This window comes from Kitasatospora sp. NPDC001225, from assembly GCF_053597855.1.
On record NZ_JBSFJC010000048.1, the window covers coordinates 1 to 24,664 of the forward strand.

A 24,664-nucleotide genomic window follows, 5' to 3' on the forward strand; every position below is an offset into this window, starting at 1 on the left:
CTACCTCGCAGGCCTCCACCTCCGCGCCTCAATGATCTGGATAGACGACCTCGTGCGACCACCCAACTGATCACAACATCACACAGGCCCTAGATCGAATACTTCGCCAGCAGAGTCGCTTGGCCGACTTCCCATGTCCTGCTCCAGTGATCCTGCTCGCCAGGCGGCGTATTGCCAGGGCTTGCTTCGCTTGTGCCGCGCTATCTGTTGGCCTCGGCGCGAGCGTCCGGAAGCAGCCCACCTCGGCTGCGCGCAGGAAGTCGACCGCGCCGACTTCCTGCACCCCATTCCCAGGTGTTGTCCATGGCGGTGTGGCCTTCACTGCCGCGACGGATCGGTGGGTTGCGCGCGGAAAGTCGATCCAGCCGACTTTCCGTGCTTCCTGCCCGAGCGCAGTTCCTGTCGTTCCGGCCTCCGCCAGGGCCCCGAGCCGGTGTATGCGCGAGAAGTCGGCCCGGTCGACTTCGTGCGCCTCGCCCAGTGACGCTATTCAGTACGGGGCGTTTGGTCGGGGTGCCCGCTTCGCCGGTGTCCGGCTCGCACTTCAGGCGGGCGAGCCCCGGTTGATGTCGGCGGAGCCGGGGAGGGTCCTTCCGCCTGGGTGTGCGTGGGAAGTCGATTGAGCCGACTTCTTGTGCGCTTGGAGGGTGGGATTTCCGTGTGTGGGCTCCCGGTCTGCTCGCGAATTGTCCGTTGGCCTCGGCGCGGTCGTCCGGAGGCCTTCCGCGTATGCCTTGGGGTGGTGGTTCGGGCGGACCGGTTGCGCGGTGCTGGCGCCTGAACTGGCCCCGGCGGCTCCGGGGTTCGCTGCTTCAGGCCACGTGTTGCGGCAAATGGCATCGGCAGCGGCTCAATTTGGGTTCTGGGTCACGGAAAGTCGTCCAGAACCTCAACCGTTGCCGACAAAACCGGTGCCTGTGTTGCCGCAGGTGGGGAGGCGTTTCAGCTGCCGCGGCGGAAGTCGGATGGGTCGACTTCTGGTGTCTCGCGGGGGTGGGAGGGGGTCCCGGTGGCTCACGGGACGGGGGTGGGGTGGGTGGTGCGGGATTCGGTGGTGTGGGCGGCGAGGGCGAGGAGGGCGCCGAGGAGGCAGAGGGCGGCGGCGGTGAGGGTGGCCCGGTCGGTGCCTGCGGCGAGGGTGTGGGCGGTGGGGTGGGGGGAGCCGGCGACGGTGACGGTGAGGGCCACGCCGAGGGCCGAACCCAGGTAGCGGGAGGTGTTGTTGGCACCGGAGCCCATGGCGGCCCGGTGTGCGGGGACGCCGCTGACCGCGAGCCGGGCGAGCGCCGCGTTGAGGATGCCGCTGCCGATGCCCGCGACGGCGAGTCCCGGGGCCAGTCGCAGCCAGGACGAGCCGGGGGTGAGCCCGTACAGCGCGGCCTCGCCGGTGCCGCAGACGAGCAGGCCGAGGGCGACCTGGGCGGTGGCGGGCAGGCGGGTGGCCAGGTGGCGGGCCTGGAGCGCGGAGACCACCGAGAGGCCCGACCACAGGGCCAGCACGCCGGCCGCGGCCGGGCCGGACAGGCCGAGCACGCCCTGGAGCAGGGTGGGCAGGTAGCTCATGAAGCCGACCAGGGCCAGCCCGGTGAACAGCGCCCCGCCGGTGGCCGCGATGAAGCCGGGGCTGCGGAACAGGGCGAGGTCCAGCATCGGCTCCCGGACCTTCGCCTCGACCACGGCGAACGCCGCCAGCAGCAGCACCCCGCCCGCCAGCAGTGCCACCACGGCGGGCTGTCCCCAGCCGCCGCGGCCTTCGGCCAGTCCGGCGATCAGGCAGGAGGTGCCGGCGGCGAGGGTGAGCACCCCGTACGGGTCGAGGGCACGCGGGCGTTCGGCCCGTGACTCGGTGAGGACCCCGGCGGCGCAGCCGGCCACCACGGCCGCGGCCACCGCGATCCCGCCGCTGACCGCGCGCCATCCGGCCCACTGCTGGACCAGGGCGCCGTACACCGGCCCGATCGCGATGCCCAGCCCGACCGCCGCGCCCCAGACGCCGAGCGCCCGGATCCGGCCGGGCCCGGGCGGGTGGGCGTGGCTGATCAGGCCGAGCGCGGGGGCCAGGACGGCGGCCGAGGCGGCGCCGAGGAGCACCCGGGAGGCCAGGTAGACGGCGCCGCCGGGGGCGAGGGCGGCCAGCGCCTCGGCGGCGGCGAACAGCAGCACGCCGAAGGTGAAGACCCGCTTGCGGCCGTGGTCGTCGGCGGCGCTCCCGGCGGTGAGCAGCAGCGCCGAGATGCCGACCAGGGTGCCGGTGAGGATCCAGGTGCGGCCGGAGGCGCCCAGGTGGGCGGCCTGGGCGGTGGCGGCGAGCGAGGCGGTGGGGGCGGTGTACGCGACGGTGGTCAGGGCGGTCGCCGCCGCGGTGGTCGCCAGCGTGGCCCCGGGCCGGACGCGCGGGCCCGGGGCGGGGGAGGAGGCGGGTGAGGAGCCAGGTGGTGCGGGGGGCATGGGTGTTCCCTCCGAGGGCCGGACCTTCACGGTCTGGTGAATGAACCTTCGTCTCGAATGGCACGCTACCACCGCTGGTCTGTTCATTGAACCCACTAGAGGGGTGGACTAGGCTGACGCCCATGGCCCTGGGAACCGACTACGAACTGCAGGAGTGCGCGCTGGCCCGCGCCCTGGAGGTGGTCGGCGAGCGCTGGAGCCTGCTGATCGTGCGCGACGCGTTCTACGGTGTGCAGCGCTTCAACGACTTCCTCACCCACCTCGGCATCCCGCGCGCCGTCCTCACCTCGCGCCTCAACGCCCTGGTCGCGGCCGGGGTGCTGCGAAAGGAGCCGTACCAGCGGGCGCCGCTGCGCCACGGCTACCTGCTGACCAGTACCGGCCTCGAACTCTGGGGCCCGCTCTACCAGTTGAGTCGCTGGGGCGGCCGGCACGCCACCGAGGGGGGCCCGTACCACCTCTTCGCGCACGCCGTCTGCGGCACCGACCTCGACCTCGTCGGCGTCTGCCCGGCCTGCGGCGGCGGGCCCGTCCCGCCGACCGCGGTCGTCATGCGCCCCAACCCCGCCCGGGCCGGCGGCCACCGCGAGGACCCGGTCTCCCGCGCCCTGGTCCGCCCCCACCCGCTGCTCGAACCGATCGCCTCGGCGGCAGTGCTGCCCGGCTGACCGTCGGCAGAGCGCCCGTACGCCGACGGGGCCGCCGGCGCGCTGCCGACGGCCCCGCCCGGGAACCGCTGTCACTCGGAAATCGCTGCCCCGGGGACGGCCGTCAGGAGGTGAACCGCACCTCCGGGTTGGCGGCGCTCGGCCCGTCGAGCAGCGGCTGGGGGACGCCCTTCAGCTGGAGGTCGAAGAACGCCCCGACGTACTGCCGGGTGAGGGCGACGGCCCGCTGGCTGCCGATGGTGGTGTCCGGGCCCTTGGGGAGGCCGAGCCCGTCGAAGAAGAGCGGGAAGTCGGTGAAGCTGCCGTGGTCGGTGCCGTCGACGGTCAGCCAGCGCTTCCAGCCGTCCAGCCGGGGCCAGCTCCTGAGCCAGCTCTCGTCCTCGCCGCCGCCGGGCAGCGGGTGGCCGATCATCAGGTACGGCTTGCCCTTGATGCCGGACTCGGGCACCAGGTAGTCCATGGTGCCGTCCAGGTCGACCCCGGCCCGGATCCGGTCGTCGGTGAGCAGGGCCGGGACGGTGGCGGCGCCACCGGCGGAGTGTCCGGCCATGGCGATCCGGTCGCGGTCGATCAGCCGGGCGTAGCGCCAGGCCGGGTGCGGGCGGTCGGTCAACTGGTCGATGACGAAGGAGACGTCCTTCGCCCGGCTCGCGTCCAGGGCCTCCCAGGCCTCCTGGGTCCTCAGCGTCCCGCACACCTCGCAGGGGAGCGTCCGGCCGTCGGGGAAGGTGGTCCCGGTGTTCTCGTAGGTGTGGTCGACCAGCGCGACGACGTAGCCGCGGCTGGTCAGGTCCTCGGCGAGGCTGCTGAGCGTGGCGCGCGGCATGGTGAAGCCGGGCGAGAGGACCACCAGCGGGTAGTGGCCGCCCTGGGGGCGGGCCCCGGACTCCGCCCACGTCCGGGTGCCGGACACCGCCTCGGTCGGGATGGTGTTGCCCGGCAGCTTCCCGTCCAGCAGCGCGCGGGCCGCGGCGGGCGTCATGTACGGGGCGGGGGTGCCCGTCCCGGCGTGCGCGGGGTAGTACATCGAGACCATCAGCTGGCGCGGACCGGCGGCGGGCACCCACGGGTCCGGACGGTTCTGGTCCACGAGGTGCAGGACCTCCTGCCCGACCGCGTACGGCCCGGTCGGGCGGGGGAGTTCGACCTGGGCGGCGGCCCGGGTGGTCGGGTTCGCGGGAGCGGTGGCGGAGTTGGCGGGCGCGGCCGCCAGGGCCGGCGCGGCGGCGGCGACGGACAGCGGCAGCGCGAGCAGCAGGGCCGCAGCGGCGGCGGTCGTACGGAGTCGGCTCATGTCAGCGACCGTAGGCCGCCCGCCACGGAACTGACGTCCACTCAGCGGCGTACTGATCCCTTCCGGAAGGCACTGTGGCGCCCCCTAGGGGGCGGGCCCGGGCGGGCCTGCGCGAACCTGCGGGAACCTGCACCGGGGCTGCTCGGCTCGGGCGGGCCGTCAGCCGGTGGAGGCCGTCCGGAGGTCCTCCAGGAAGCCTGCGGCCGCACGGGCGTTGGGCACCGGGAAGGTGAGCGGGAGACCGGCCGAGTGCGTCCGGACCTCCAGCTCGCCGAGGGCGGAGGCCCGGGCCGAGTGCACCTCCGGCCACCGGTAGGCCTCCGTCGCGGCGAGCGGGTGCGGCGGCCGGTGCACCAGCCCGCCGGCCGTCACCGTCAGTCGCCCCCGGACGAAGCGGACGCTCCCCTCCGCGCGCAGCGTCTCGTGCAGGGCGGCCCGGAGCCCGGGGGAGAGGCGCTCCTCCAGCTCCCGGAACAGCCTGCCCAGCCCGCCCAGGTGCGCCAGCACCAGCGGCTCGTCCGCGCCCGCCGGCCATATTCGCCCGTGCTCGTACTCCCCGTGCGGACCTCCCGGGGAGTACTCGGTGGCCTCCATCGCGCGCCAGGGCAGCGGCTCCTCGCCGCCGCCGGCCGAGACCAGCACCAGCCCGCCCTCGTGGACCCGTACGGAGCGCAGCCCGGGTGTGGGCCGCAGCCGTTCGTACCCGCTCACCGCCACCACCGCGGCGGCGGCCAGTACGGGCGCGGGCCACCACTCGCCGAGCGCCAGACAGACCACCACGGAGACGGCCACCCCGCAGGAGTGCAACCACACCCGCGCCGGCCAGGACAGCGGCCGGAACCGTCTGTGCACCCGCAGCACCGGGCCCAGTCGACCGGCAGCGCCGGCCGCACCAGCCACGCCGGCTGCACCGGCAGAAGCGGCCAGGTCGGCAGAACCGGTCGCACCCGCCGACCGCACCCGCGTCGGCGACCACGTCACCGCCACGTCGGCCCCCTTTCACTCGGCTCAGTCGGAGGGCTCCCCCAACGGAACCGCGACTTCCAGAACCCCAGCATCGACCGCGCGCCGCCCCCGGCGACAGTGCCAATCAGCACCTTTTGGCCTGGTTAGACCCCGCCATCATCGCGCCCCGGCCGCAGCCGCCCGCCACGGGGGTGGGGACGAACGGCCCAGGTGCCCCTGGGCGGGGCCGCAACGCCCGCCCGGGCGCCCGCACCACCGTCATACCGAGCTCCCTCCGCTCCGCGGCAACCCCTCAGGAGGGCCGCAACCATCGGATGCCCAGGATCGACTCCTCACCGCGCCCGCCGACAGTGCCGATCGGCACATTCCGACGGAAATCCCCGCCGCGGGCGAGCGGCAGCCCCGCCGTCACCCGTCACCGCCGGAACCCCCGCCACCGCCCTCACCCCGTCGTCGCGAACCCGATCTGCAGCCCGCGCAGCAGCGCCGTGCCCGCCGGATCGACCGACCGGCGGGTGTTGGCCAGCACCGCGGCGCCGACCCGCTTCTCCGGGTCGAAGGCCACGAACGAACGGAACCCGCCGGTGCCCCCGTTGTGCCAGATCTGGAGGTGCCCGCCCTGCTGGGTGTGCAGCCGGTGCCCGAGCCAGCCCAGGTGCGTCCAGGCGAAGGGGTTGACCCGGTGGCGGGTCTCCCGGGTGAGGGCGATCGCGGCCGACAGCGGCGCCTCCGGCTCGCGCCCGGCGGCGAGTTGGGCCCGCAGGAACACCACCAGGTCGGCGGCGGTCGACCGGAGCCCGCCCATGCCGGGCACGGCCCCGAAGCTCCAGTGCGGCACCGGCCGGCCGCCCGGCGTGTGCCCGTGCGCCAGCCGCGCGGACTGCTCCTCGTCCGACCGCACGCAGGTGTCCACCAGGCCCAGCGGTGCGCAGACCTCGCGCGCCACCAACTCCTCGTACCCGACGCCGGACCGCTGCGCGAGGGCCAGGCCGAGCAGCCCCGCGCCGAGGTTGGAGTAGCGGAAGCCGCGCCCGGGCGCGGTCCGCAGCCGCGTCCGCGCGAGCCCGTCGAGCACCCGCTCGGTGGTGCAACCGGCGTACGGATCGGGCTTGTTGGGGGACAGCAGTGACTGCGCCAGCATGCCCCGGGGCAGCCGGGGGAGCCCAGAGGTGTGGGTGGCGAGGTGCCGCAGGGTGATCGGCTGCGGGCCCCTGGTCGGGACGACGGCCCGACCGCCCGAGGCCCCCGTGAGCACCTCGGCGAGCGGTTCGTCCAGCCGGACGGCTCCGTCGAGCGCCAGCCGTGCGAGCACGAGCGAGGTGAACACCTTGGTGACGGAGCCTATGTCGAACAGCGTGTGCGGCCCGGGTATCCCACCGCCCGGACCGGTCCGCCCGGCACCCCGGATCTCCACGTCGTCGCCGGCCAGCCCGGCGACCACCGCGCCGACGTGTCGGCCCGCGAGCCGGTCGGCCGTCTGCTGCACGAGACAGGCGAGTTCGTTCATGCTCGCGAGCCTAGGCGCCCGGTTCGGCCGGATCGTCCGCCCGGAAAACGATATCGACCCCGCCGATGCTCCTGCGGAGGTACGACCCAACCGGCCCCCAGCCGACCTCCGCCGACCCCCAACCGACCCCCCGCGCGATCCCCACGGCAGGGCACGGAGCCGGAGCCCCGCCCCCGTCACTCCTCCAGCGCCTCCCGCAGCCGGGCCGCGACCTCCGCCGCCCCCGCCTCGTCCGGATACCGCCGCCGGGGCCAGAAGAACCCGCGCAGCCCGTCCTTCGGATTGCGCGGCACCACGTGGACGTGCAGGTGCGGCACCGACTGGCTGATCCGGTTGTTCGCCGCCACGAAACTGCCCGCCGCGCCCAGCCCGCGCTCGACGGCCCCCGCCACCCGCTGCACCCGCAGGAAGAACGGCCCGACCTCGGCGGCGGGCAGGTCGGCCAGCGTCGGGTGGTGGGCGCGCGGCACGACCAGGACGTGCCCGGGGAACAGCGGCCGGCGGTCCAGGAAGGCCACCGCCACCTCGTCGTCCAGCACCCGGTGCGCCGGCTCCTCGCCCGCCACCACCGCACAGAAGACGCAGTCCATCCGTCCATTCAAACCACCGGCCGGCCGCCCCGGCACCTCCGCAAACCCCGGTGGGCCCGGCATCACCCGTCCGGCCGCCGCCCGGGTGCGGCCTGGGCGGTGCCGGGCGCACGGTGGCGCCGGGGGCCGGACAGCGGGCGCATCGAGCGCTCCACGAGGAGGCCCCGCGAGGAGGTGGCCCCGATGTCGGGCAAGTTCGAGGTCTATCAGGACGCCGGTGGCAAGTACCGGTTCCGGCTCAAGGCGGGCAACGGCGAGATCGTCGCCACCGGCCAGGGCTACGCCAGCAAGGACGCGGCCCACAAGGGCGTCGAGGCGGTCCAGCGGGCCGCCGACGGCGCGCCCGTGGTGGACCTTCCCAAGGCGGCCTGAGCCCACCGCCGCCTGAACCCAAGGCGGCCTGAGCCCACCGCCGCCTGAACCCAAGGCGGCCTGAGCCCACCGCCGCCTGAACCCGAGGCGGCCTGAGCCCGGGGCGGCCGGAGCCCCGAGGCTCAGGCCGGGCGCGCGGCCCGGCGCCCGACCCACCCGGGCCGGCCGCCGGGCACCTTGCCGAGCACCTCGCCGAGCACCCGCCAAACCGACCGCCGGCCACTCACGGCGAGACGGGGACCCCGAGCGGAGAAGTCCCCGCTACCTCACTCGTACCGGTACAGCAGCGCCTCCCGCTCGATTTGCTCGATCATCTCCACGGTCAGCGACTCGTCCCGCAGGTGCGAGAGCGTGACCTCCGCCGAACTCGGCTGCTCGTCCTTGGCGAGCCAGTTCTCCGGCTTCCACGCCGAGGAGCGCAGGAAGGCCTTCGGGCAGTGCCCGTACACCTCCTCGACGGCGACCACGATGGCGCTGCGCGGCGGCTTGCCGACGGCGGTCAGCTGCCGCAGCAGCTCCGGGTCGGTCGAGACGCAGGCCCGCCCGTTGACCCGCAGGGTGGCGTCCCGGCCGGGGACGACGAAGAGCAGCCCGACCCGGCCGGTCTCCAGGATGTTGTGCAGGGTGTCCAAGCGCTTGTTGCCGGTGGCGTCCGGAATGGCCAGGGTGTACTCGTCGAGCACCGAGACCAGCCCGGCCGGCCCGCCGCGCGGGGAGACGTCGCAGCGCCCGGCGGCGTCCGCGCTGGCCACGAAGACCAGCGGGGAGCAGGCGATCAGGCGCTGGGCGACCTCGTGCAGGTGGTCGACCTGCTTGCGGCGCGCCTGGTCGCCGGGCTGCTCGTAGATCTCGCGCAGCTGGGCGGGATCGCTGAGCGCGCCCGCGTGGAGGGCGTCGAACAGGCTGCCCGGCCGGTTCGGCGCGGTGGTTGCGGTGGTTGACGAAACGACAGATTCCGGTGTGGTCGTCATACCGGGAATGTAGCCGAGGCCGCTCGGCGCACCCCGTTCCCCGGGCCCTGGCAACCCTCCGTGAAATTCCGGCTCCACCCCTCCCCACCAGCGGTTTTCCGCTCATAATGGGGGCCAGGGACCACTGGCTCGGGGCTCGCCGGGCGGGGACCGCCGGGTCAGTGGTCAGCGCGCCCGGGCGAGGGATGCCCGGGCGCGGGACGCCAGCCGCAGCCGGAGGTGGTGGTCGTGATCGTCAGGATCTGGGCCGGGCAGGTCTCGGCCGGTCGCATCGAGGAGTTCTGCGCGCACCTGGCCGCCCAGGTGATCCCGCAGCTCGGGCGGACCGACGGCTGCCTCGGCGGCGAGCTGCTGCGCTCGGTGTCCGAGGACGGGCACCGGGTGCTGGTGCTGAGCCGCTGGCGCGACGAGGAGGCGCTGCGCGGGTACGCGGGGCCGATGTGGCGGATCCGGCCGGTCTGGTCGGAGGGCGAGCTGAGCTACCTCGCCCACCCGCCGGAGGTCACCCACTTCACGTCGATCACCGCCCCCGCGGCCCTCTGAGCCGCGGCCCTCCGAGCGCATGGCCCGCCGAACACGCGCACCCCCGCGCACATGGCCCTCCAACGTACGCTCGCCCCCCGGCGGAGCCGCGGTAGCACCCCGCCGCGCATTCCCCGCAAGCCCGTGAAACAGACCACAGCCGGAGGCCCTCCCTGCCCTTGCGCCGACCGTGGCACAATGACGGCATCAAGCAGTGACGTTCAGCGCACTCCGGGGTCGGTGAAAATCCGAACCGGCGGTTACAGTCCGCGACCCGTCCGCAGCCAGCGGCCGGTTGACCAGGTGAAATTCCTGGACCGACGGTTAAAGTCCGGATGGGAGGCGTGCGCGGGCGGACGAAGAGCAGTACCCGTGGGTCCACTGGCAGGAGACTGCCTCCCGGGCCCCGGTCAGGTGAACGACGGGAGCGGTGTCTCCCGTGCCGGGCGAGCGATCTCCCGGTGGCTTTGGCATCCCCGGCGACGGGTGTGTCCCGGGTCCGTGCGCCGGTGCCCGTCCGTGTCATCTCCCATGCCGCCCCGGAGTCCGCGCCCCAAGCGCGAGGAGAACCCGGGTGTTCACCGGCATCATCGAAGAGCTCGGCGAGGTCGTGTCGATCGAGGAGATCGGCGACTCCTCGCGGATCCGCCTGCGCGGCCCGGTGGTCTGTACGGGTGCCCGGCACGGCGACTCCATCGCGGTCAACGGCGTGTGCCTGACCGTCGTCGACAGCCCGGCGGAACTGGCCGCCGGCACCGGTGAGTTCAGCGCCGACGTGATGGCCGAGACGCTGCACCGCTCCAGCCTCGGCGAGCTGGCGCCCGGCTCGCGGGTCAATCTGGAGCGCGCCATGGCGCTCGGCGCCCGGCTGGGCGGCCACCTCGTCCAGGGCCATGTCGACGCCACCGGGCGGCTGTTGAGCCGCGAGCCGGGCGAGCGCGACGCGGCGGGCGAGCTGCGCTGGGAGGTGCTGCGGTTCTCGCTGCCCGGCACGATCTCCCGCTACCTGGTGGAGAAGGGCTCGATCACGGTCGACGGTGTCAGCCTGACCGTGGTGGAGGCGGCCGCGGACAGCTTCACCGTCAGCCTCATCCCGACCACCCTCGCGCTGACCACGCTCGGCGCCAAGACCGTCGGGGAGGGCGTCAACCTGGAGGTGGACGTGCTCGCGAAGTACGTCGAGCGCCTCCTGGAGTCCCGCACCCTGCCCGACTTCCCGAACCTGCCGAACCTTTCCAACCCGCCCCACCCGTCCGACCTTTCCAGCCTGTCCACCCCGTCCGGCCTGCCGGTCGACGGAACCCCGGGGGAGTCCGAGTGAGCTGGCTCAGCGGCGAGGCGTTCACCGTCCTCGGCGAACACGTCAAGTGGGCCGACATGTTCGGCAACATCCTCGGCCTCGGCGGGCTCGCGCTCGGCTGGCGCCGCTCGGTCTGGAGCTGGCCGGTCCAGCTGCTGTCCGGCGCGGTGCTGATCGCGGCCTACCTCGGCGGCCACGTCCCCGGCCTGATCGGCAAGCAGCTGATCGTGATCGTCACCGCCGCCTGGGGCTGGGCGCAGTGGCAGCGGGGCCGCCGCGAGGGCGGCACGATCGCCGTACGGTTCGCGAGTTGGCGCGAGCGGATCGCGCTGGCGGCGGGTACGGCGGCCGGCACGGTCGCGCTCGCCCTGCTCTTCACGTCCTACCCCAGCCTGTCCTGGAGCCCCTGGTCGGACGCCTACGTCTTCGTCGGCACGCTGGCCGCGATGGTCGCCCAGGCCCGCGGCTGGGTGGAGTTCTGGTTCGCCTGGATCGCGGTCGACGCGGTCGGCGTGCCGTTCGCCTTCAACAGCGGCTACACCTTCTCCGGCCTCACCTACTCCGTCTACTTCGTCCTGGTGCTGCTCGGCCTGCGGTCCTGGTGGCTGAGCACCCGTGAGCCGCGCGCCAAGTCCGCCACCGTCCCGCAGGGAGCCACGGTATGACCGAGATGACCGAGAACCAGTCCAGCAACGGGGCCACCGGGCCCGACTCCGACCCCGAGCTCGTCCTCGACCCGGTCGAGCGGGCGATCGCCGACATCGCGCTCGGCCGCGCCGTGGTCGTGGTCGACGACGAGGACCGCGAGAACGAGGGCGACATCGTCTTCGCCGCGTCCGCCGCGACCGCCGAGCTGATGGCCTTCACCGTCCGCTACAGCTCCGGCGTGATCTGCGCCCCGATGACCGGCGAGGAGCTGGACCGCCTCAAGCTCCCGCCGATGACCCAGGTCAACGAGGACCGCAAGGGCACCGCGTACACCGTCTCGGTGGACGCCCGGGAGGGGGTCGACACCGGCATCTCCGCCGCCGACCGCGCCCGCACCGTACGGCTGCTGTCCTCGCCCGGCACCGAGCCCGGCGACCTCACCCGCCCCGGGCACGTCTTCCCGCTGCGCGCCGTCGAGGGCGGCGTGCTGGTCCGCCCCGGCCATACCGAGGCCGCCGTCGACCTGGCCCGGCTCGCCGGGCTGCCGCCGGCCGGCGCGATCGCCGAGGTGGTCAACGACGACGGCACCATGGCCCGGCTGCCCGAGCTGGTCGCCTTCGCCCGCGAGCACGGCCTGGCGATCATCTCCATCGAGGACCTGATCGCCTACCGCCGCCGTACCGAGCTGCACGTCGACCGGGCCGCCGCCACCGGCCTGCCCACCGTGCACGGGGAGTTCACCGCCGTCGGCTACCGGGGGACCATCGACGGCGTCGAGCACCTCGCGCTGGTGGCCGGCGGCCTGGACGCGGAGGGGCGGCTGCCGGACGGCGAGGATGTCCTGGTGCGGGTCCACTCCGAGTGCCTGACCGGTGACGTCTTCGGCTCGCTGCGCTGCGACTGCGGCCCGCAGCTGGAGGCCTCGCTGCGGCGGGTCGCCGAGGCCGGGCGCGGCGTGGTGCTGTACCTGCGCGGCCACGAGGGGCGGGGGATCGGCCTGGCCCACAAGCTGCGCGCGTACGAGCTGCAGGAGCGGGGGCGGGACACCGTCGACGCCAACCTGGACCTCGGCCTGCCCGCCGACGCCCGCGACTACAGCATCGCGGCCCAGATGCTGGTGGACCTCGGCGTCCGCTCGCTCACCCTGCTCACCAACAACCCGCAGAAGCTGACCGCGCTCACCGAGCACGGGCTCAAGGTCAAGGGGCGCGAAGCGGTCGAGATCGCGCCCGGCGAGCACAACCTGCGCTACCTGCGCACCAAGCGCGACCGGATGGGCCACGACCTGCCCGGCCTCGGCTCCTGAAGCCGCACACCTCAGAACCAGCGACGACACCAGAGAACGGAAGAGAACATGAGCGGTCACGGAGCCCCCGAGCTGACCATCGACGGCGCCGCCGGCCTCAAGGTCGCCGTCGTCGCCGCCCAGTGGCACGACACGGTGATGAACGGCCTGCTGGACGGCGCGCACCGCGCGCTCAAGGAGCTGGGCGTCGCCGAGCCGACCGTGCTGCGGGTGCCCGGCACCTTCGAGCTGCCGGTCGCCGCCAAGCGCCTCGCCGAGCGCGGCTACGACGCCGTGGTCGCCCTCGGCGTGGTGATCCGCGGCGGGACCCCGCACTTCGACTACGTCTGCCAGGCGGCCACCAGCGGCCTCACCCAGGTCAGCGTGGACACCGGCGTCCCGGTCGGCTTCGGCGTGCTGACCTGCGACAACGAGGAGCAGGCGATCGACCGCGCCGGCCTGCCCGGCTCCGCCGAGGACAAGGGCCACGAGGCCGTCACCGCCGCCGTCGCCACCGTCGTGGCGCTGCGCGCCGCGCTCTGACACGGGGCCGCACCCGGTCCGTCCGGTCCCGGAGCGCGGACGTCCACCCGACTGTCCACGCTCCGGGACCGTTTACCGTCCGTCCGCCCGCACGCCGTAAGGTGGCCCCATCATGGCTTCGAAGACATTCGAGGAGCTCTACGCCGAGCTCCAGCAGAAGGCCGCCACCGGCGACCCCTCGTCCTCCCGTACCGCGCAGCTCGTCCAGCAGGGCGTCCATGCGATCGGCAAGAAGGTCGTCGAGGAGGCCGCCGAGGTCTGGATGGCCGCCGAGTTCCAGACGGACGAGCAGACGGCGGAGGAGATCTCGCAGCTCCTCTACCACCTCCAGGTGATGATGATCGCCCGCGGACTGACGCTCGACGACGTCTACAAGTACCTCTAGACACCCCCGCTCTCCCGAGCACCCCCATCCTCCGAACAGGTAAGGAAGCAACCTCCCATGCTGCGCATCGCCGTCCCCAACAAGGGTTCGCTCTCGGGTCCCGCGGCGGAGATGCTCCATGAGGCCGGCTACCGCCAGCGGAAGGACCCCAAGGAGCTCGTCCTCGTCGACCCGAACAACGAGGTGGAGTTCTTCTTCCTGCGCCCGCGCGACATCGCGGTGTACGTGGGCTCCGGCCGCCTCGACGTCGGCATCACCGGCCGCGACCTGCTGCTGGACTCGCACTCCAACGCCGAGGAGGTACTCGCCCTCGGCTTCGCCGGGTCGACCTTCCGCTTCGCGCGCCCCGAGGGCGTGGACGTCGAGGACGTCAAGGGCCTGGAGGGCCTGCGGATCGCCACCTCGTACACCGGCCTGGTCGAGCAGCACCTGGCCGACCACGGCGTGAAGGCGACGGTCACCAAGCTGGACGGCGCGGTCGAGACCGCGGTGCAGCTGGGCGTCGCCGACGTGATCGCCGACGTGGTGGAGACCGGCACCAGCCTGCGCAACGCCGGCCTGGAGGTGTTCGGCGAGCCGATCCTGGTCTCCGACTCCGTGGTGATCCGGCCCAAGGGCGCGGGCGAGGACACCCGGGTGGAGCAGTTCCTGCGCCGCCTCCAGGGCGTGCTGGTGGCCCGCCGCTACGTGCTGATGGACTACGACATCCGCGCCGAGAAGGTCGGCGCGGCCGTCGCGCTCACCCCGGGCCTGGAGTCGCCGACCGTCTCGCCGCTGCACACCGAGGGCTGGGTCGCGGTGCGGTCGATGGTGCTCCGCAAGGAGGCCCAGCAGATCATGGACGACCTCTGGGGCATCGGCGCCCGGGCCATCCTGGTCACCAACATCCACGCCTGCCGCCTCTGACCCGCCCGCCCGAGCGCGGGTAAAGAACGGTTCAATGGGGCGGGGACGCCGGTCGGCGTCCCCGCCCCGCCGTGCTGCCGCCCCCAGAACCACCCCCGGAGAACCCACGTGTCCACGCCGTCCGTCCAGTTCCCCGTCACCTGGGCTCCGCGCCGCACCCGCGCCGTACTGCTGCCGGTCTGCGTGCTGATGGTGGTGCTGTTCTCCGCGATGGCCGTGCTGCTCCCGGAGAACTGGCAGCTCAACGACCGGATCATGATGATGGCCAGCGGCCTGCTGTTCGCCGGCGTCGGCCTGATGCTGGCCCGCCCCAAGGTGAGCGCCGACGCGGAGGGCGTGACGGTGGTCAACTTCGTCCGCCGGCGCCGGCTGGCCTGGGCCGAGATCGTCCGGGTCAACTTCCGCCAGGGCGACCCGTGGGCCACCCTCGACCTCGCCGACGGCACCTCGCTCGCCGCGGTCGGCATCCAGTCCGGCGTCGGCAAGGACCAGGCGATCGCGGACGCCCGGGCGCTGCGCGACCTGGTCGAGCACCACGCCCAGGCCTGAGCCCGCTCCCGGGCCCGAAGGCCTGCACCGGGCCTGAGCCCGCTCCCGGGCCCGAAGGCCTGCACCAGGCCTGAGCCCGCGCCCCGGCCCGCACCCGGGCGGACGTCCCCCCACCTGGGGTTCCCCGCCCCCGGCGGGCCGAACGGGCTTCCTACGCCCATCCGGGTATGGTCTACGCTGGTAAAAGCAGGGCAAAGTTCGCCCTGCCCGAAAATCGAGTGCCCGAACCCGACCAGAGGAGTGACACTCCCCCTCGATGGACGATCCGTCCGGTAGTACCTGCGCCGCCTCGCTTCCGCTCCCCGGAAGGCAGGCGGCACTGTGATCACCGCCTGGCTGCTGTTGCTCGCAGCCGTTCTCCTGATCCTCGCCAACGGCCTCTTCGTGGCTGCCGAGTTCGCCTTCGTGACCGTCGAGCGCGGTGAGGTGGAACGCTCCGCGGAGACGGGCGACGCCAAGTCCCGCCGCGTCGCCGGGGCCCTGCGGCACCTCTCCTTCGAGCTCTCCGGCGCCCAGCTCGGCATCACCGTCACCTCGCTGGTGGTCGGCATGCTCGCCGAGCCGGCCCTGTCGACCCTGCTCGCACCCGTGATGTCCGGCATCGGCGTGCCCGACTCGGCCGCCCGCGGCGTCTCCGTGATCGTCGGCATGGTGCTGGCCACCGTCGTCCAGATGGTGATCGGCGAGCTGGTGCCGAAGAACTGGGCGATCTCCCGCCCGCTCCAGGTGGCCCGCGCGGTCGCCGCCCCGCACATGGCCTTCTCCCGGGTCTGCCGCCCGCTGATCAGCTTCCTCAACGGCACCGCCGACCGGACCGTACGGGCCTTCGGCGTCGAGCCGCAGGAGGAGCTGGGGCACGCCCGCACCCCCGACGAGCTGGTCTCGCTGGCCCGTCACTCGGCCAAGGCCGGCGCGATAGACGAGGAGTCGGCGACCCTGTTCGTCCGCACCCTCGCGCTGAGCGAGCTGACCGCCGAGTCCGTGATGACCCCGCGCGTCGACGTGGCCGCGCTCCAGCGCGACGCCACCGCCTCCGACGTCATCAACCTGACCAGGGCCACCGGCCTGTCCCGCTTCCCGGTGCACACCGACAGCCTGGACGAGGTCACCGGCATCGTCACGCTCAAGGACGCCCTGGCCGTCCCGGCCGCCCGGCGCGGCCTGGTGCGGGTCGCCGAGCTGGCCTCGCCGCCGCTGCTGGTGCCCGAGACGCTGCCCGCCGAGCGGCTGCTCGACCAGCTGCGCCGCCTCCAGCCGATGGCCATCGTGGTCGACGAGTACGGCGGCACCGCCGGCGTCGTCACCGTCGAGGACATCGTCGAGGAGATCGTCGGCGAGGTGCAGGACGAGCACGACCCCGACGACCACCCCGAGCTGTTCCCGCTGCCGCCGGTCAACGGCCTGCCGGTCTGGGAGGCCGACGGCCGCGCCCGGATCGACCAGCTGGAGCGGATCGGCCTGAACGCCCCGGACGGTCCGTACGAGACCCTGGCCGGCCTGGTCGCCGACCTGCTCGGCAAGCTCCCCGAGGTGGGCGAGCAGGCCGAGCTGCCCGGCTGGCGGTTCACCGTGACCGGTGTCGACCGCCACCGCACCACCGAGGTCCGGGTGGAGCGCACCACCGCGCCCGCGCGCTTCGACGAGGGCCGGGAGGAGGGCCGATGACCGCCCTGCAACTGGCCGTCGCGCTGCTGCTCCTGCTCGGCAACGCCTTCTTCGTCGGCGCCGAGTTCGCCGTGGTGTCGGTGCGCCGCAGCCAGATCGAGCCGCTCGCCGAGGCCGGGCACAAGCGCGCCCGCACCGTGCTGCACGCGCTGTCCAACGTCTCGGCGATGCTGGCCGCCGCCCAGCTCGGCATCACGGTCTGCTCGCTGGGCCTCGGCGCCCTCGCCGAGCCGACCATCGCCTCGCTGCTGGAGGGCCCGTTCCACGCGATCGGCGTCCCGTCCGGCCTGATGCACCCGCTCTCGTTCGGCATCTCGCTCGCCCTCGTGGTCTTCCTGCACATGGTGTTCGGCGAGATGGTGCCGAAGAACATGGCCATGGCCGGCCCGGAGAAGGCCGCGCTCTGGCTCGGCCCGCCGCTGGACCGGCTGGCCCGCTGGCTCGCCCCGGTGATCCGGGCGCTGAACGCCTCCGCCAACGGCATCCTGAAGCTGTTCCGGGTGGACGCCAAGGACGAGGTCGAGTCGGTCTTCACCACCGAGCAGCTGATGTACCTGCTGGCGGACTCCCGGGACGCCGGGCTGCTCGACGAGAGCCGCCAGGAGCGCCTGGAGGACGCCCTGGAGCTGGGCCGCCGCCCGGTCACCGAGGTGCTGCTCAAGCCCGAGCAGCTGGTCACCGTGGACACCAAGGCGACCGCCGCCGAGGTCGAGGAGCTGGCGCTGCGCACCGGTTTCTCGCGCTTCCCGGTCACCGACGGCGACCCGGCCGGCCACGGCTACCTCGGCTACGTCCACCTCAAGGACATCCTCGACGTGGACGACCCCTCGGCACCCGTCCCGGCCCGCCTGTGGCGGCCGATCACGGTGCTGCGCGGCAGCCTCCCGCTGGACGACGCCCTCGGCGCGATGCGCCGGGCCACCTGCCACCTGGCCGCCGTGCTGGACCAGGACGGGCGCACGCTCGGCGTGGTCATGCTGGAGGACGTGCTGGAGGAGCTGGTCGGCGAGATGCACGACCCGGACCACCGCGCCACGGCCTGACGCCCGTCGGCCGGCGCCTCCCCGGAGAGTTCCGGCTTTCGCCGACGGCGTGTCCGCTCCTGGCGATTCTGCCCTGAGCATGCACCCGTTCCCATGCCGGCCACCCTGGTAGCAGGGTGGTCGGCATGAGACTTCTCCTGCTGGGTGGAACCGGGTTCGTCGGACGGGTCGTCGCCGAGGAGGCGCTGGCCAGGGGCTGGGAGGTGACGGCCCTCAACCGCGGCACGCAGCCCGCGCCCGGGGGCGTCCGGGTGCTGACGGGCGACCGCACCGCGCCGGACGGCCTCGCGGCGCTCGGCACGGGGGAGTGGGACGCGGTGGTGGACACCTGGTCCTGGGCCCCCGCGGCGGTGCGCGACAGCGCCCGCCTCCTGAACGGCCGGGTCGGCCACTACGCCTACGTCTCCAGCCGGTCGGTGTACGACCACCCGCTGGCGGCCGGGGCCGGCGAGGCCGCGTCGGTGGTCGTCTCCTCCCCGGACCTCACCGGCGAGGTGCCCTACGCCGAGGCCAAGCGCGGCGCGGAGCTGGCGCTGGAGGCGGAGTTCGGCGGGCGGGCGCTGCTCGCCCGGGCCGGGCTGATCATCGGCCCGCACGAGGACATCGGCCGGCTGCCCTGGTGGCTCAACCGGATCGCCGAGGGCGGCCCGGTGCTCGCCCCCGGGCCGCGCGACCTGGCCCTCCAGTACATCGACGTGCGCGACCTCGCGGCCTGGCTCCTGGACGCCTCGGCGGCCCGGCTCGGCGGCCCGTACAACCTGGTCGGCCCGTCCGGCCACGCCACCATGGGCGAGCTGCTGGAGGCCTGCGTACGGGCCACCGGCTCGGACGCCGAACTGCGCTGGACGGACCCGGAGCGGATCCTCGCGGCGGGCGTCGAGCCGTGGACCGAGCTGCCGATCTGGCTGGCGCCCGGCGAGCTGTACGACTTCCTGCACACCGGCTCGGTCGAGCGCGCGCTCGGCGCCGGGCTGCGCTGCCGCCCGGTCGCCGAGACCGTCGAGTCCACCTGGGCCTGGCTGCGGTCCATCGGCGGCAGCGCGCCGCAGCGGAGCGACCGGGTCAGGGTCGGGCTGGACCGGGAGCGGGAGGCCGCGCTCCTCAGGGGCTGAGCAGGGGGCCGGTGCGGGGATCAGCTCCGGCCGTCGATCAGCTCCCCGTACGCCTGGACCAGGTCCGGCAGCCGCAGGGTGGCCAGGTCCTCCCGGCCCGGCGGCTCGCGCAGCAGCGTCAGCCGCAGGTCCCGGTAGGCGCAGGACTTCTCGTACAGGGTGCGGATGAACCGGCCGTTGCCCAGCTCGTCGATCCAGCCCTCGCGGACCACGTGGGTGCAGATGCTGGCCAGCTCCTCGGCGGCGTCCTCGTCCCAGCCGTCGCCGTCCCGGCCGGCCAGCGCGGCGCCGATCGCGGTCAGCTCGCCGGGGCGGTAGCTGGGGAAGTCGACCCGGGTGGTGAAGCGGGAGTTGAGGCCGGGGTTGGTGGCGAGCAGCCGGTTCATGCCCTCGGGGTAGCCGGCCAGGATCACCACCAGCCGGTCCCGGTTGTCCTCGGCGCGCTTGAGCAGCACCTGGAGCGCCTCGTCGCCGTACGCGTCGCCCTTGGTGTAGCCGGAGTTGGAGAGGCTGTACGCCTCGTCGATGAACAGCACGCCGTCCAGCGCGGAGTCGATCAGCTCGTTCGCCTTCACGGCCGTCTGGCCGAGGAACTCGCCCACCAGGTCGGCGCGTTGGGCCTCCACGAGGTGGTCGCCGGAGAGCAGGCCGAGGGCGTGGAAGACCCGGCCGAGGATCCGGGCCACGGTGGTCTTGCCGGTGCCCGAGGGGCCGGAGAAGACGAAGTGGCGCTTCGGCGGCTGGACGGGCAGGCCCTGCTCGGCCCGCAGCCGCGACATTCTCAACTGGGCGGACAGCGCCCGCACCTGGCGCTTGACCGGCTCCAGGCCGACCATCAGGGAGAGTTCGGCCAGGGCCGCGTCCAACTCCCGTTCGTCGCCGGCGGACCGGAGCTCCGGCACGGCGGCGGTCCGGGGCTGCACCCGGCCGAGGGCGGGCAGCGGCGGTACGGCGGGGCCGGTCGGGGCGCCCGAGCCGGAGCGCTCCCCGGCGGCCTGCGGAGCGCCGTCGGCCGGGGCGCCGTCCAGCCGGGCGCCGCCGGTCACGGGCCCGTCCAGCAGGGCGCCGCCGGCCAGGGCCCCGTCCGCCGGGGGGCCGTCCACCAGTCCGGCGTCCACCGAGGGACCGCCGCCGTTCGACGCCAGGCCGTTCGACAGCCCGCCGGGCACTCCGTCGCTCGACAGCCCGTCGCCGGGGACGGTCGCGCCGCCAGGCCCGGCCGCGTCCGCGAACTCCTCCCCGTACCCGGGCAGTTCGGGGTATCCGGCGTCGTCCAGGTAGCCGGGGTCGGCACCCGGCCCGCCCGGTGCGGCGGCGTCGGCCGCACCCGGGCTCCCGCCCGCCGTCAGCCCGTCCGCGAGCCCGTTGGCCAGCCCGTCCGCGATGGCGTCCACGAGGCCGTCGGCGAGCGCGTCCTCGGCCGAGATGGCCGTCAGCCGGGTCGCGGTGTCCATGAACGCCGGGTCCGCCCGGTGCACCGCCCGGTAGAGCGGCAGCGCCGCGGCGCTGCGCCCGGCCCCCTCGTACGCCCGGGCCAGCCAGTACCGCAGCTCCTTGCGCTGCGGCTGCTCGGAGCGGCAGCGGGCCAGCGAGGCGGCCAGCGGGGCCTGCGCCTGGGCGCACATGTCGAGGCGCACCCGCGCCATGCCGGCGAACAGCCCGGCCTCGATGCCGAGCAGCGGGTCGTCCAGCAGGCGGTCGGTGTCCCGGATCAGCTGCTCCCAGTCCTTGAGCAGGTAGGACCGGCAGGCGTACAGGAAGCGGGCGGACGGGTCCTCGCTGGGCGCCGGACACTGCTCCAACGCCCGGTCCAGCTCGGCCAGGTGGCGCCCGTCCAGCCAGTGCGAGGCGTGCGCCAGCGCGAGGTCGCGGGCGTCCTCCAGCACCGGCTGCACCCACCAGCCCAGCCAGTACCAGGAACTGAGCGGCCGTCGGTGCAGTCGCCGCTGCTCGCCGAACCGCTTCTGGTTGCGGTACATGGCCAGCAGCGCGGCCGAGGTGTCGCTGCGCAGCGCGTGCAGTCCGAGCCAGGCGTCGGCCATGCCCGGGTCCAGCCGGACGGCGGCCCGGAACTCCTCCTCGGCCCGGGTGTACGCACCGGCCGTGTACGCGTCCATGGCGCGCAGCCAGGCGCGGTCGGCGAGCCGGTCGGGCCCGCCCGCCGTGCTGTCGGAACTGTCCACCGTCGTCACTCACGCCCCCCGCGGTGCGGCCCGGGGCTCGGCCGGCGGGTTGCCTGCGCCTAGCCTGGCCGGTGGTCGTCGACCCCCTGTGGCGCAACTGCGCCTGCCAGGAATCGTACCGGCGCGGCGCTGATCCGGAAGGGTGCCGCACAGGGGCAAATGCGATCGCACGAGCGGCCGTTGAGCGGCCGGGCGACGAAACGGGCGACGAAACGGGCGGCGGGGGAGCGGGTTTCGGAAGGGGACCGGACGGCGCCCCCGGCTCACGGGGGAACAAGCCGGGGGCACCGGGTCCGAGGCAACCGGAATCTGGTGTTCCGGTGGCTGAGGAGAACCTAGATCCTGGCGATGTCGCAGGTCAAGGCGTTGGTTGAAGATTCACCGACGGTGTCCGGGGCGATCCGTCCGGTCACCCCGTCGACCCGCGTCACGGCGTGCGGACGGCTCGGATCGGCGGCGAAATGCGCCGATTCGGCCCGGGCCCAGCCCGCCCAGAACTCGGCCAGTTCCGGCCCGTCCCGCTCCTCCCCGCGCCGCCGGGCCGAGACGGCGTCCAGCTCCATCCAGATCACCCGGGCCAGCCACGGCCGCACCGCCCGCCGCCCGGCGCCGACCCCCTCCACCAGCACCACCGGGGCGGCCGGCACCGCGGCCGTGCCCGCGAAGCGGCGCAGCGTCCAGTCGTACACCCGGTACTCGGCGTCCCGCCCGGCCGCCAGCGGCTCCAGCACCTGCTCGCGCAGCCGTCCGGTCCATCCGAAGGGCTCGCGGTGGGTGGCCAGGTCGTCGAGGTGGACCACCGGGGCCCCGCCGAGCGCCGCCGCCAGCCGTCCGGCGAAGGTGGTCTTGCCGGAGCCCGCGTGGCCGTCCACCGCGACCAGCCGCACCGGCCCGCAGGAGGGCGGCAGCGCTCGCAACTCGGCCGCGAGCGCGGTCAGCCGGTCGTCCGGAGCGGGCCGGAATCGGGTCGGGAGGGGTTCGGATACAGCCACAACGTCAACCCTACGGTGCCGTAGCCCGCCACTGCGTCCAGTTCATATGTGCAGGTCGTGACGGCAGCGCGGGTTTCGGGCATACTCGCCTTCGCCACGACTGTGAACGGCCGTTCACCGCAACCCGGTGCCGGTCGGTCCGACCAGCCACACCCACGCCGGACCGGCCGACACCTCGGTCCCGCGCCCCGATCGAGGAGGCGACCACCGCCATGACCCCCTCCCCTGTGAAAGCCGTGGAGCGCCAGCTGCCCACCGAGGAGGCCCGCGAGCTGCTGGGCCTCACCCGGGACCTGGTCCAGCGCGAGCTCCAGCCGCGCGCGGCGGAGGACGAGGCCGCCGGCCGCTTCCCGCGGGAGGTCTTCCGCACCCTCGGCGAAGCCGGCCTGCTCTCCCTCCCGTACGACGAGAAGTACGGCGGCGGCGACCAGCCCTACGAGGTGTACCTGCAGGTGCTGGAGGAGCTCGCGGCCGGCTGGCTGGCCGTCGGCCTCGGCGTCAGCGTGCACACCCTCTCCTGCCACGCGCTGGCCACCTTCGGCACCGACGAGCAGCGCGAGACGTGGCTGCCCGCCATGCTCTCCGGCGAGCAGCTCGGCGCCTACTGCCTCTCCGAGCCGCAGTCCGGCTCCGACGCGGCCGCGCTGCGCACCCGCGCCGACCTCGACGGCGACACGTACGTGGTGAACGGCACCAAGGCCTGGATCACCCACGGCGGCCAGGCCGACTTCTACAGCGCCCTGGTGCGCACCGGCGTCGACGGCCCCAAGGGCATCAGCTGCCTGCTGGTCCCCGGCACCCAGCAGGGCCTGTCCGCGGCCCCGCCGGAGCGCAAGATGGGCATGTGGTCCTCGCCGACCGCGCAGCTGCACTTCGACGGCGCCCGGGTGCCCCGCGAGCGGCTGGTCGGCGAGGAGGGGCAGGGCTTCCAGATCGCGCTCGCCGCGCTGGACTCCGGCCGCCTCGGCATCGCCGCCTGTGCGATAGGGGTGGCCCAGGCCGCGCTCGACCTCGCCGTCGACTACGCCCGCACCCGGCGCCAGTTCGGCCGCCCGATCGCCGAGTTCCAGGGCCTGTCCTTCATGCTCGCCGACATGGCCACCCAGATCGAGGCCGGCCGTTCGCTCTACCTCTCCGCCGCCCGGCTGCGGGACGCCGGCCGCCCGTTCTCCAAGGAGGCGGCGATGGCCAAGCTGTTCTGCACCGACGCGGTGATGCGGGTGACCACCGACGCCGTCCAGGTGCTCGGCGGCTACGGCTACACCCAGGACTTCCCGGCCGAGCGCTACATGCGCGAGGCCAAGGTGCTGCAGATCGTCGAGGGCACCAACCAGATCCAGCGCCTGGTGATCGGCCGCCACCTCACGAAGGCCTGACGGCCCAGGGCCTGTCCGGCGGGTCCTTGCCGGGTCCGACAAAACCCACCGGACAGGCCCGGCTCCCTCACGGCCTCCGGCCGTCACTCCAGGGTGCGGAGTGACGGCCGGAGGCGTTCCCGGCGGAGCGTCAGCTCGCCTTGGCGGTACGGGCGGTCAGCGCCGGACGACGGCGGCGCTGCTCGGGGATGGCGGCCCGCATCGTCGCGACCGTCGGGGCGGCGGGCGCGGTCGGAGCGGCCTGGCCGACCGCGGCGAGCCGCACCGGGCGGTGCGCGACGGCGTGCGAGAACGGCTGGGTGCGCCAGTCCAGCCCGGTCGGGAGCTTGAACAGCGCGTCGATCCGGGCCGGTTCGGCGTCCTCCGGGGCCTCGACCTCGGCCAGGTCGTCCGTCGGGGTGCCCGAGCCCGGGCAGATCGCGGGGGCGAAGGGGTTCCAGGCGGTCGGCAGCAGCGCGTGCTGCGGCAGCCGGTCCTCGTCCGCCACCAGGGCGATCGGGCGGCGGCACTCGGGGCAGTCGACCCGGAAGATGTCCCAGTTCTCCGCCTCGCCGGGGTCGGTGCCCGGCATGTAATCGACCGCGAGGTCCTCGCGGTCGGTCATATCGTCGGTCTCGTCGGCGCCCAGCACACGCTGGTCAGTAGCAGGCATGAGGATCCCCCTAGGATCGGGCCCGGCGTGGTCGTCCAGGGCCACAACCAGCACTTCCCTGTGATCAGGACTCATAACCCTGCGGTCCCGTGCACCGTGATGCACCGGGTGTGTCCTTGGCCACACCGGACGCCACATTCGCCCGGCATGTGCCCGCCCGGTACCTGCGATCCCTCCCCGTGCCACCGCGTGCGCCCCCCGTGCTCCCGACCGGGTAGGTTTGCGCACTGTGGAGGATCTCGACCAACGCATTGTCCAGCTGCTCCTCGAAGACGGCCGGATGAGCTACACGGACCTGGGCAAGGCCACCGGCCTGTCCACCTCGGCGGTGCACCAGCGGGTGCGCCGCCTCGAGCAGCGCGGGGTGATCCGCGGCTACACCGCGATCATCGACCCCGACGCCGTCGACCTGGCGCTGACCGCGTTCATCTCGGTCAAACCCTTCGACCCGAGCGCCCCGGACGACACCCCCGAACGGCTGGCCGGCCTGCCCGAGATCGAGGCCTGCCACAGCGTCGCCGGGGACGAGAACTACATACTCAAGGTCCGCGTCGGCGCCCCCGGCGACCTGGAGGACCTGCTGGCCCGCATCCGCAGCGCCGCCGGCGTCTCCACCCGCACCACCGTCGTCCTGTCCACCCCGTACGAGGCACGACCCCCGAAGCTCTGACCGCGAACGGGCGGGGT

24 protein-coding genes and 1 riboswitch are annotated in these 24,664 nt (G+C 73.9%); of the genes, 15 read left to right on the forward strand and 9 right to left on the reverse strand.

Annotation, left to right across the window (positions count from 1 at the left end):
- Positions 1–1,014 precede the first annotated feature (1,014 nt).
- On the reverse strand, positions 1,015–2,448 hold the full coding sequence (locus ACWDCZ_RS18555; RefSeq protein ID WP_449816425.1) for an MFS transporter: 1,434 nt from the start codon (positions 2,446–2,448) through the stop codon (positions 1,015–1,017).
- A gap of 122 nt (positions 2,449–2,570) precedes the next feature.
- Here ACWDCZ_RS18555 and ACWDCZ_RS18560 point away from each other — a divergent pair, with 122 nt between their 5' ends.
- Entirely contained in the window at positions 2,571–3,116 is a 546-nt protein-coding gene (locus tag ACWDCZ_RS18560) for a winged helix-turn-helix transcriptional regulator (protein ID WP_380777929.1), read from the forward strand.
- A 103-nt stretch (positions 3,117–3,219) separates the two neighbouring features.
- Here ACWDCZ_RS18560 and ACWDCZ_RS18565 read toward each other — a convergent pair whose 3' ends face one another.
- From ACWDCZ_RS18565 to ACWDCZ_RS18580, 4 genes are all read right to left on the reverse strand, one after another.
- The gene (locus ACWDCZ_RS18565; RefSeq protein ID WP_449816426.1) at positions 3,220–4,410 is read right to left on the reverse strand and encodes an alpha/beta hydrolase family protein; all 1,191 of its coding nucleotides are present in this window, start codon (positions 4,408–4,410) and stop codon (positions 3,220–3,222) included.
- Positions 4,411–4,569: 159 nt separating this feature from the next.
- The gene (locus tag ACWDCZ_RS18570) at positions 4,570–5,202 is read right to left on the reverse strand and encodes a hypothetical protein (protein ID WP_449816427.1); all 633 of its coding nucleotides are present in this window, start codon (positions 5,200–5,202) and stop codon (positions 4,570–4,572) included.
- Between the two features lie 616 nt (positions 5,203–5,818).
- The gene (locus tag ACWDCZ_RS18575; RefSeq protein WP_449816428.1) at positions 5,819–6,883 is read right to left on the reverse strand and encodes a serine hydrolase domain-containing protein; all 1,065 of its coding nucleotides are present in this window, start codon (positions 6,881–6,883) and stop codon (positions 5,819–5,821) included.
- Between the two features lie 176 nt (positions 6,884–7,059).
- Positions 7,060–7,473: an HIT family protein gene (locus tag ACWDCZ_RS18580; RefSeq protein ID WP_074005165.1), complete on the reverse strand. Its 414-nt coding sequence runs from the start codon at positions 7,471–7,473 to the stop codon at positions 7,060–7,062.
- 183 nt (positions 7,474–7,656) lie between these two features.
- Between ACWDCZ_RS18580 and ACWDCZ_RS18585 the strand changes: the two genes are divergently transcribed.
- A complete protein-coding gene (locus tag ACWDCZ_RS18585) occupies positions 7,657–7,845 on the forward strand; it encodes a YegP family protein (RefSeq protein ID WP_049651337.1) in 189 nt (62 codons plus the stop codon).
- 266 nt (positions 7,846–8,111) lie between these two features.
- Here the strand turns inward: ACWDCZ_RS18585 and ACWDCZ_RS18590 are convergent, their stop codons facing one another.
- The gene (locus tag ACWDCZ_RS18590) at positions 8,112–8,816 is read right to left on the reverse strand and encodes an MSMEG_1061 family FMN-dependent PPOX-type flavoprotein (RefSeq protein ID WP_079272680.1); all 705 of its coding nucleotides are present in this window, start codon (positions 8,814–8,816) and stop codon (positions 8,112–8,114) included.
- 228 nt (positions 8,817–9,044) lie between these two features.
- Between ACWDCZ_RS18590 and ACWDCZ_RS18595 the strand changes: the two genes are divergently transcribed.
- The 11 genes from ACWDCZ_RS18595 to ACWDCZ_RS18645 all read left to right on the forward strand — a co-directional run bounded on the left by ACWDCZ_RS18595 (position 9,045) and on the right by ACWDCZ_RS18645 (position 18,774).
- Positions 9,045–9,359, forward strand: a complete 315-nt coding sequence (locus ACWDCZ_RS18595) for an antibiotic biosynthesis monooxygenase family protein (RefSeq protein ID WP_380743535.1) — start codon at positions 9,045–9,047, stop codon at positions 9,357–9,359.
- A 202-nt stretch (positions 9,360–9,561) separates the two neighbouring features.
- Positions 9,562–9,689, forward strand: a riboswitch (FMN riboswitch).
- Between the two features lie 223 nt (positions 9,690–9,912).
- Positions 9,913–10,659 (forward strand): riboflavin synthase, encoded by a 747-nt coding sequence (locus ACWDCZ_RS18600; protein ID WP_449816429.1) that lies wholly within the window; start codon positions 9,913–9,915, stop codon positions 10,657–10,659.
- Entirely contained in the window at positions 10,656–11,303 is a 648-nt protein-coding gene (locus tag ACWDCZ_RS18605; protein WP_049651339.1) for a nicotinamide mononucleotide transporter family protein, read from the forward strand. The genes ACWDCZ_RS18600 and ACWDCZ_RS18605 overlap by 4 nt, the downstream gene beginning before the upstream one ends.
- A 5-nt stretch (positions 11,304–11,308) precedes the next feature.
- A complete protein-coding gene (locus ACWDCZ_RS18610) occupies positions 11,309–12,592 on the forward strand; it encodes a bifunctional 3,4-dihydroxy-2-butanone-4-phosphate synthase/GTP cyclohydrolase II (RefSeq protein ID WP_049651350.1) in 1,284 nt (427 codons plus the stop codon).
- Between the two features lie 48 nt (positions 12,593–12,640).
- Complete coding sequence (ribH, locus tag ACWDCZ_RS18615; protein ID WP_049651340.1) at positions 12,641–13,114, forward strand: 6,7-dimethyl-8-ribityllumazine synthase; 474 nt, start codon at positions 12,641–12,643, stop codon at positions 13,112–13,114.
- Between the two features lie 112 nt (positions 13,115–13,226).
- A complete protein-coding gene (locus ACWDCZ_RS18620) occupies positions 13,227–13,499 on the forward strand; it encodes a phosphoribosyl-ATP diphosphatase (protein ID WP_049651341.1) in 273 nt (90 codons plus the stop codon).
- Positions 13,500–13,556: 57 nt separating this feature from the next.
- Positions 13,557–14,405, forward strand: coding sequence for an ATP phosphoribosyltransferase (hisG, locus tag ACWDCZ_RS18625; protein ID WP_049651342.1), 849 nt, complete (start codon positions 13,557–13,559; stop codon positions 14,403–14,405).
- A gap of 108 nt (positions 14,406–14,513) precedes the next feature.
- On the forward strand, positions 14,514–14,954 hold the full coding sequence (locus ACWDCZ_RS18630; RefSeq protein ID WP_449816430.1) for a PH domain-containing protein: 441 nt from the start codon (positions 14,514–14,516) through the stop codon (positions 14,952–14,954).
- A gap of 321 nt (positions 14,955–15,275) precedes the next feature.
- The gene (locus tag ACWDCZ_RS18635; protein WP_449816431.1) at positions 15,276–16,619 is read left to right on the forward strand and encodes a hemolysin family protein; all 1,344 of its coding nucleotides are present in this window, start codon (positions 15,276–15,278) and stop codon (positions 16,617–16,619) included.
- The gene (locus ACWDCZ_RS18640; protein WP_049651345.1) at positions 16,616–17,662 is read left to right on the forward strand and encodes a hemolysin family protein; all 1,047 of its coding nucleotides are present in this window, start codon (positions 16,616–16,618) and stop codon (positions 17,660–17,662) included. Before ACWDCZ_RS18635 ends, ACWDCZ_RS18640 begins: the two co-directional genes overlap by 4 nt.
- Positions 17,663–17,787: 125 nt before the next feature.
- Positions 17,788–18,774 (forward strand): NAD-dependent epimerase/dehydratase family protein, encoded by a 987-nt coding sequence (locus tag ACWDCZ_RS18645; protein WP_449816432.1) that lies wholly within the window; start codon positions 17,788–17,790, stop codon positions 18,772–18,774.
- Positions 18,775–18,794: 20 nt separating this feature from the next.
- Here ACWDCZ_RS18645 and ACWDCZ_RS18650 read toward each other — a convergent pair whose 3' ends face one another.
- Together ACWDCZ_RS18650 and ACWDCZ_RS18655 are read right to left on the reverse strand one after the other, a co-directional pair.
- Positions 18,795–20,957 (reverse strand): AAA family ATPase, encoded by a 2,163-nt coding sequence (locus ACWDCZ_RS18650; protein ID WP_449816433.1) that lies wholly within the window; start codon positions 20,955–20,957, stop codon positions 18,795–18,797.
- Between the two features lie 335 nt (positions 20,958–21,292).
- Positions 21,293–21,949 carry a uridine kinase family protein gene (locus tag ACWDCZ_RS18655; protein ID WP_074005168.1) on the reverse strand — a complete coding sequence of 219 codons (657 nt, stop codon included), beginning with the start codon at positions 21,947–21,949 and terminating at the stop codon, positions 21,293–21,295.
- 212 nt (positions 21,950–22,161) lie between these two features.
- Here ACWDCZ_RS18655 and ACWDCZ_RS18660 point away from each other — a divergent pair, with 212 nt between their 5' ends.
- Positions 22,162–23,325 (forward strand): acyl-CoA dehydrogenase family protein, encoded by a 1,164-nt coding sequence (locus ACWDCZ_RS18660; RefSeq protein ID WP_074005169.1) that lies wholly within the window; start codon positions 22,162–22,164, stop codon positions 23,323–23,325.
- 130 nt (positions 23,326–23,455) lie between these two features.
- Here the strand turns inward: ACWDCZ_RS18660 and ACWDCZ_RS18665 are convergent, their stop codons facing one another.
- Positions 23,456–23,977 (reverse strand): hypothetical protein, encoded by a 522-nt coding sequence (locus tag ACWDCZ_RS18665; protein WP_181970507.1) that lies wholly within the window; start codon positions 23,975–23,977, stop codon positions 23,456–23,458.
- A gap of 229 nt (positions 23,978–24,206) precedes the next feature.
- On the opposite strand from ACWDCZ_RS18665, the gene ACWDCZ_RS18670 reads away from it, so the two are divergent.
- Positions 24,207–24,647, forward strand: a complete 441-nt coding sequence (locus tag ACWDCZ_RS18670) for an Lrp/AsnC family transcriptional regulator (RefSeq protein ID WP_045694655.1) — start codon at positions 24,207–24,209, stop codon at positions 24,645–24,647.
- Positions 24,648–24,664: the final 17 nt, after the last annotated feature.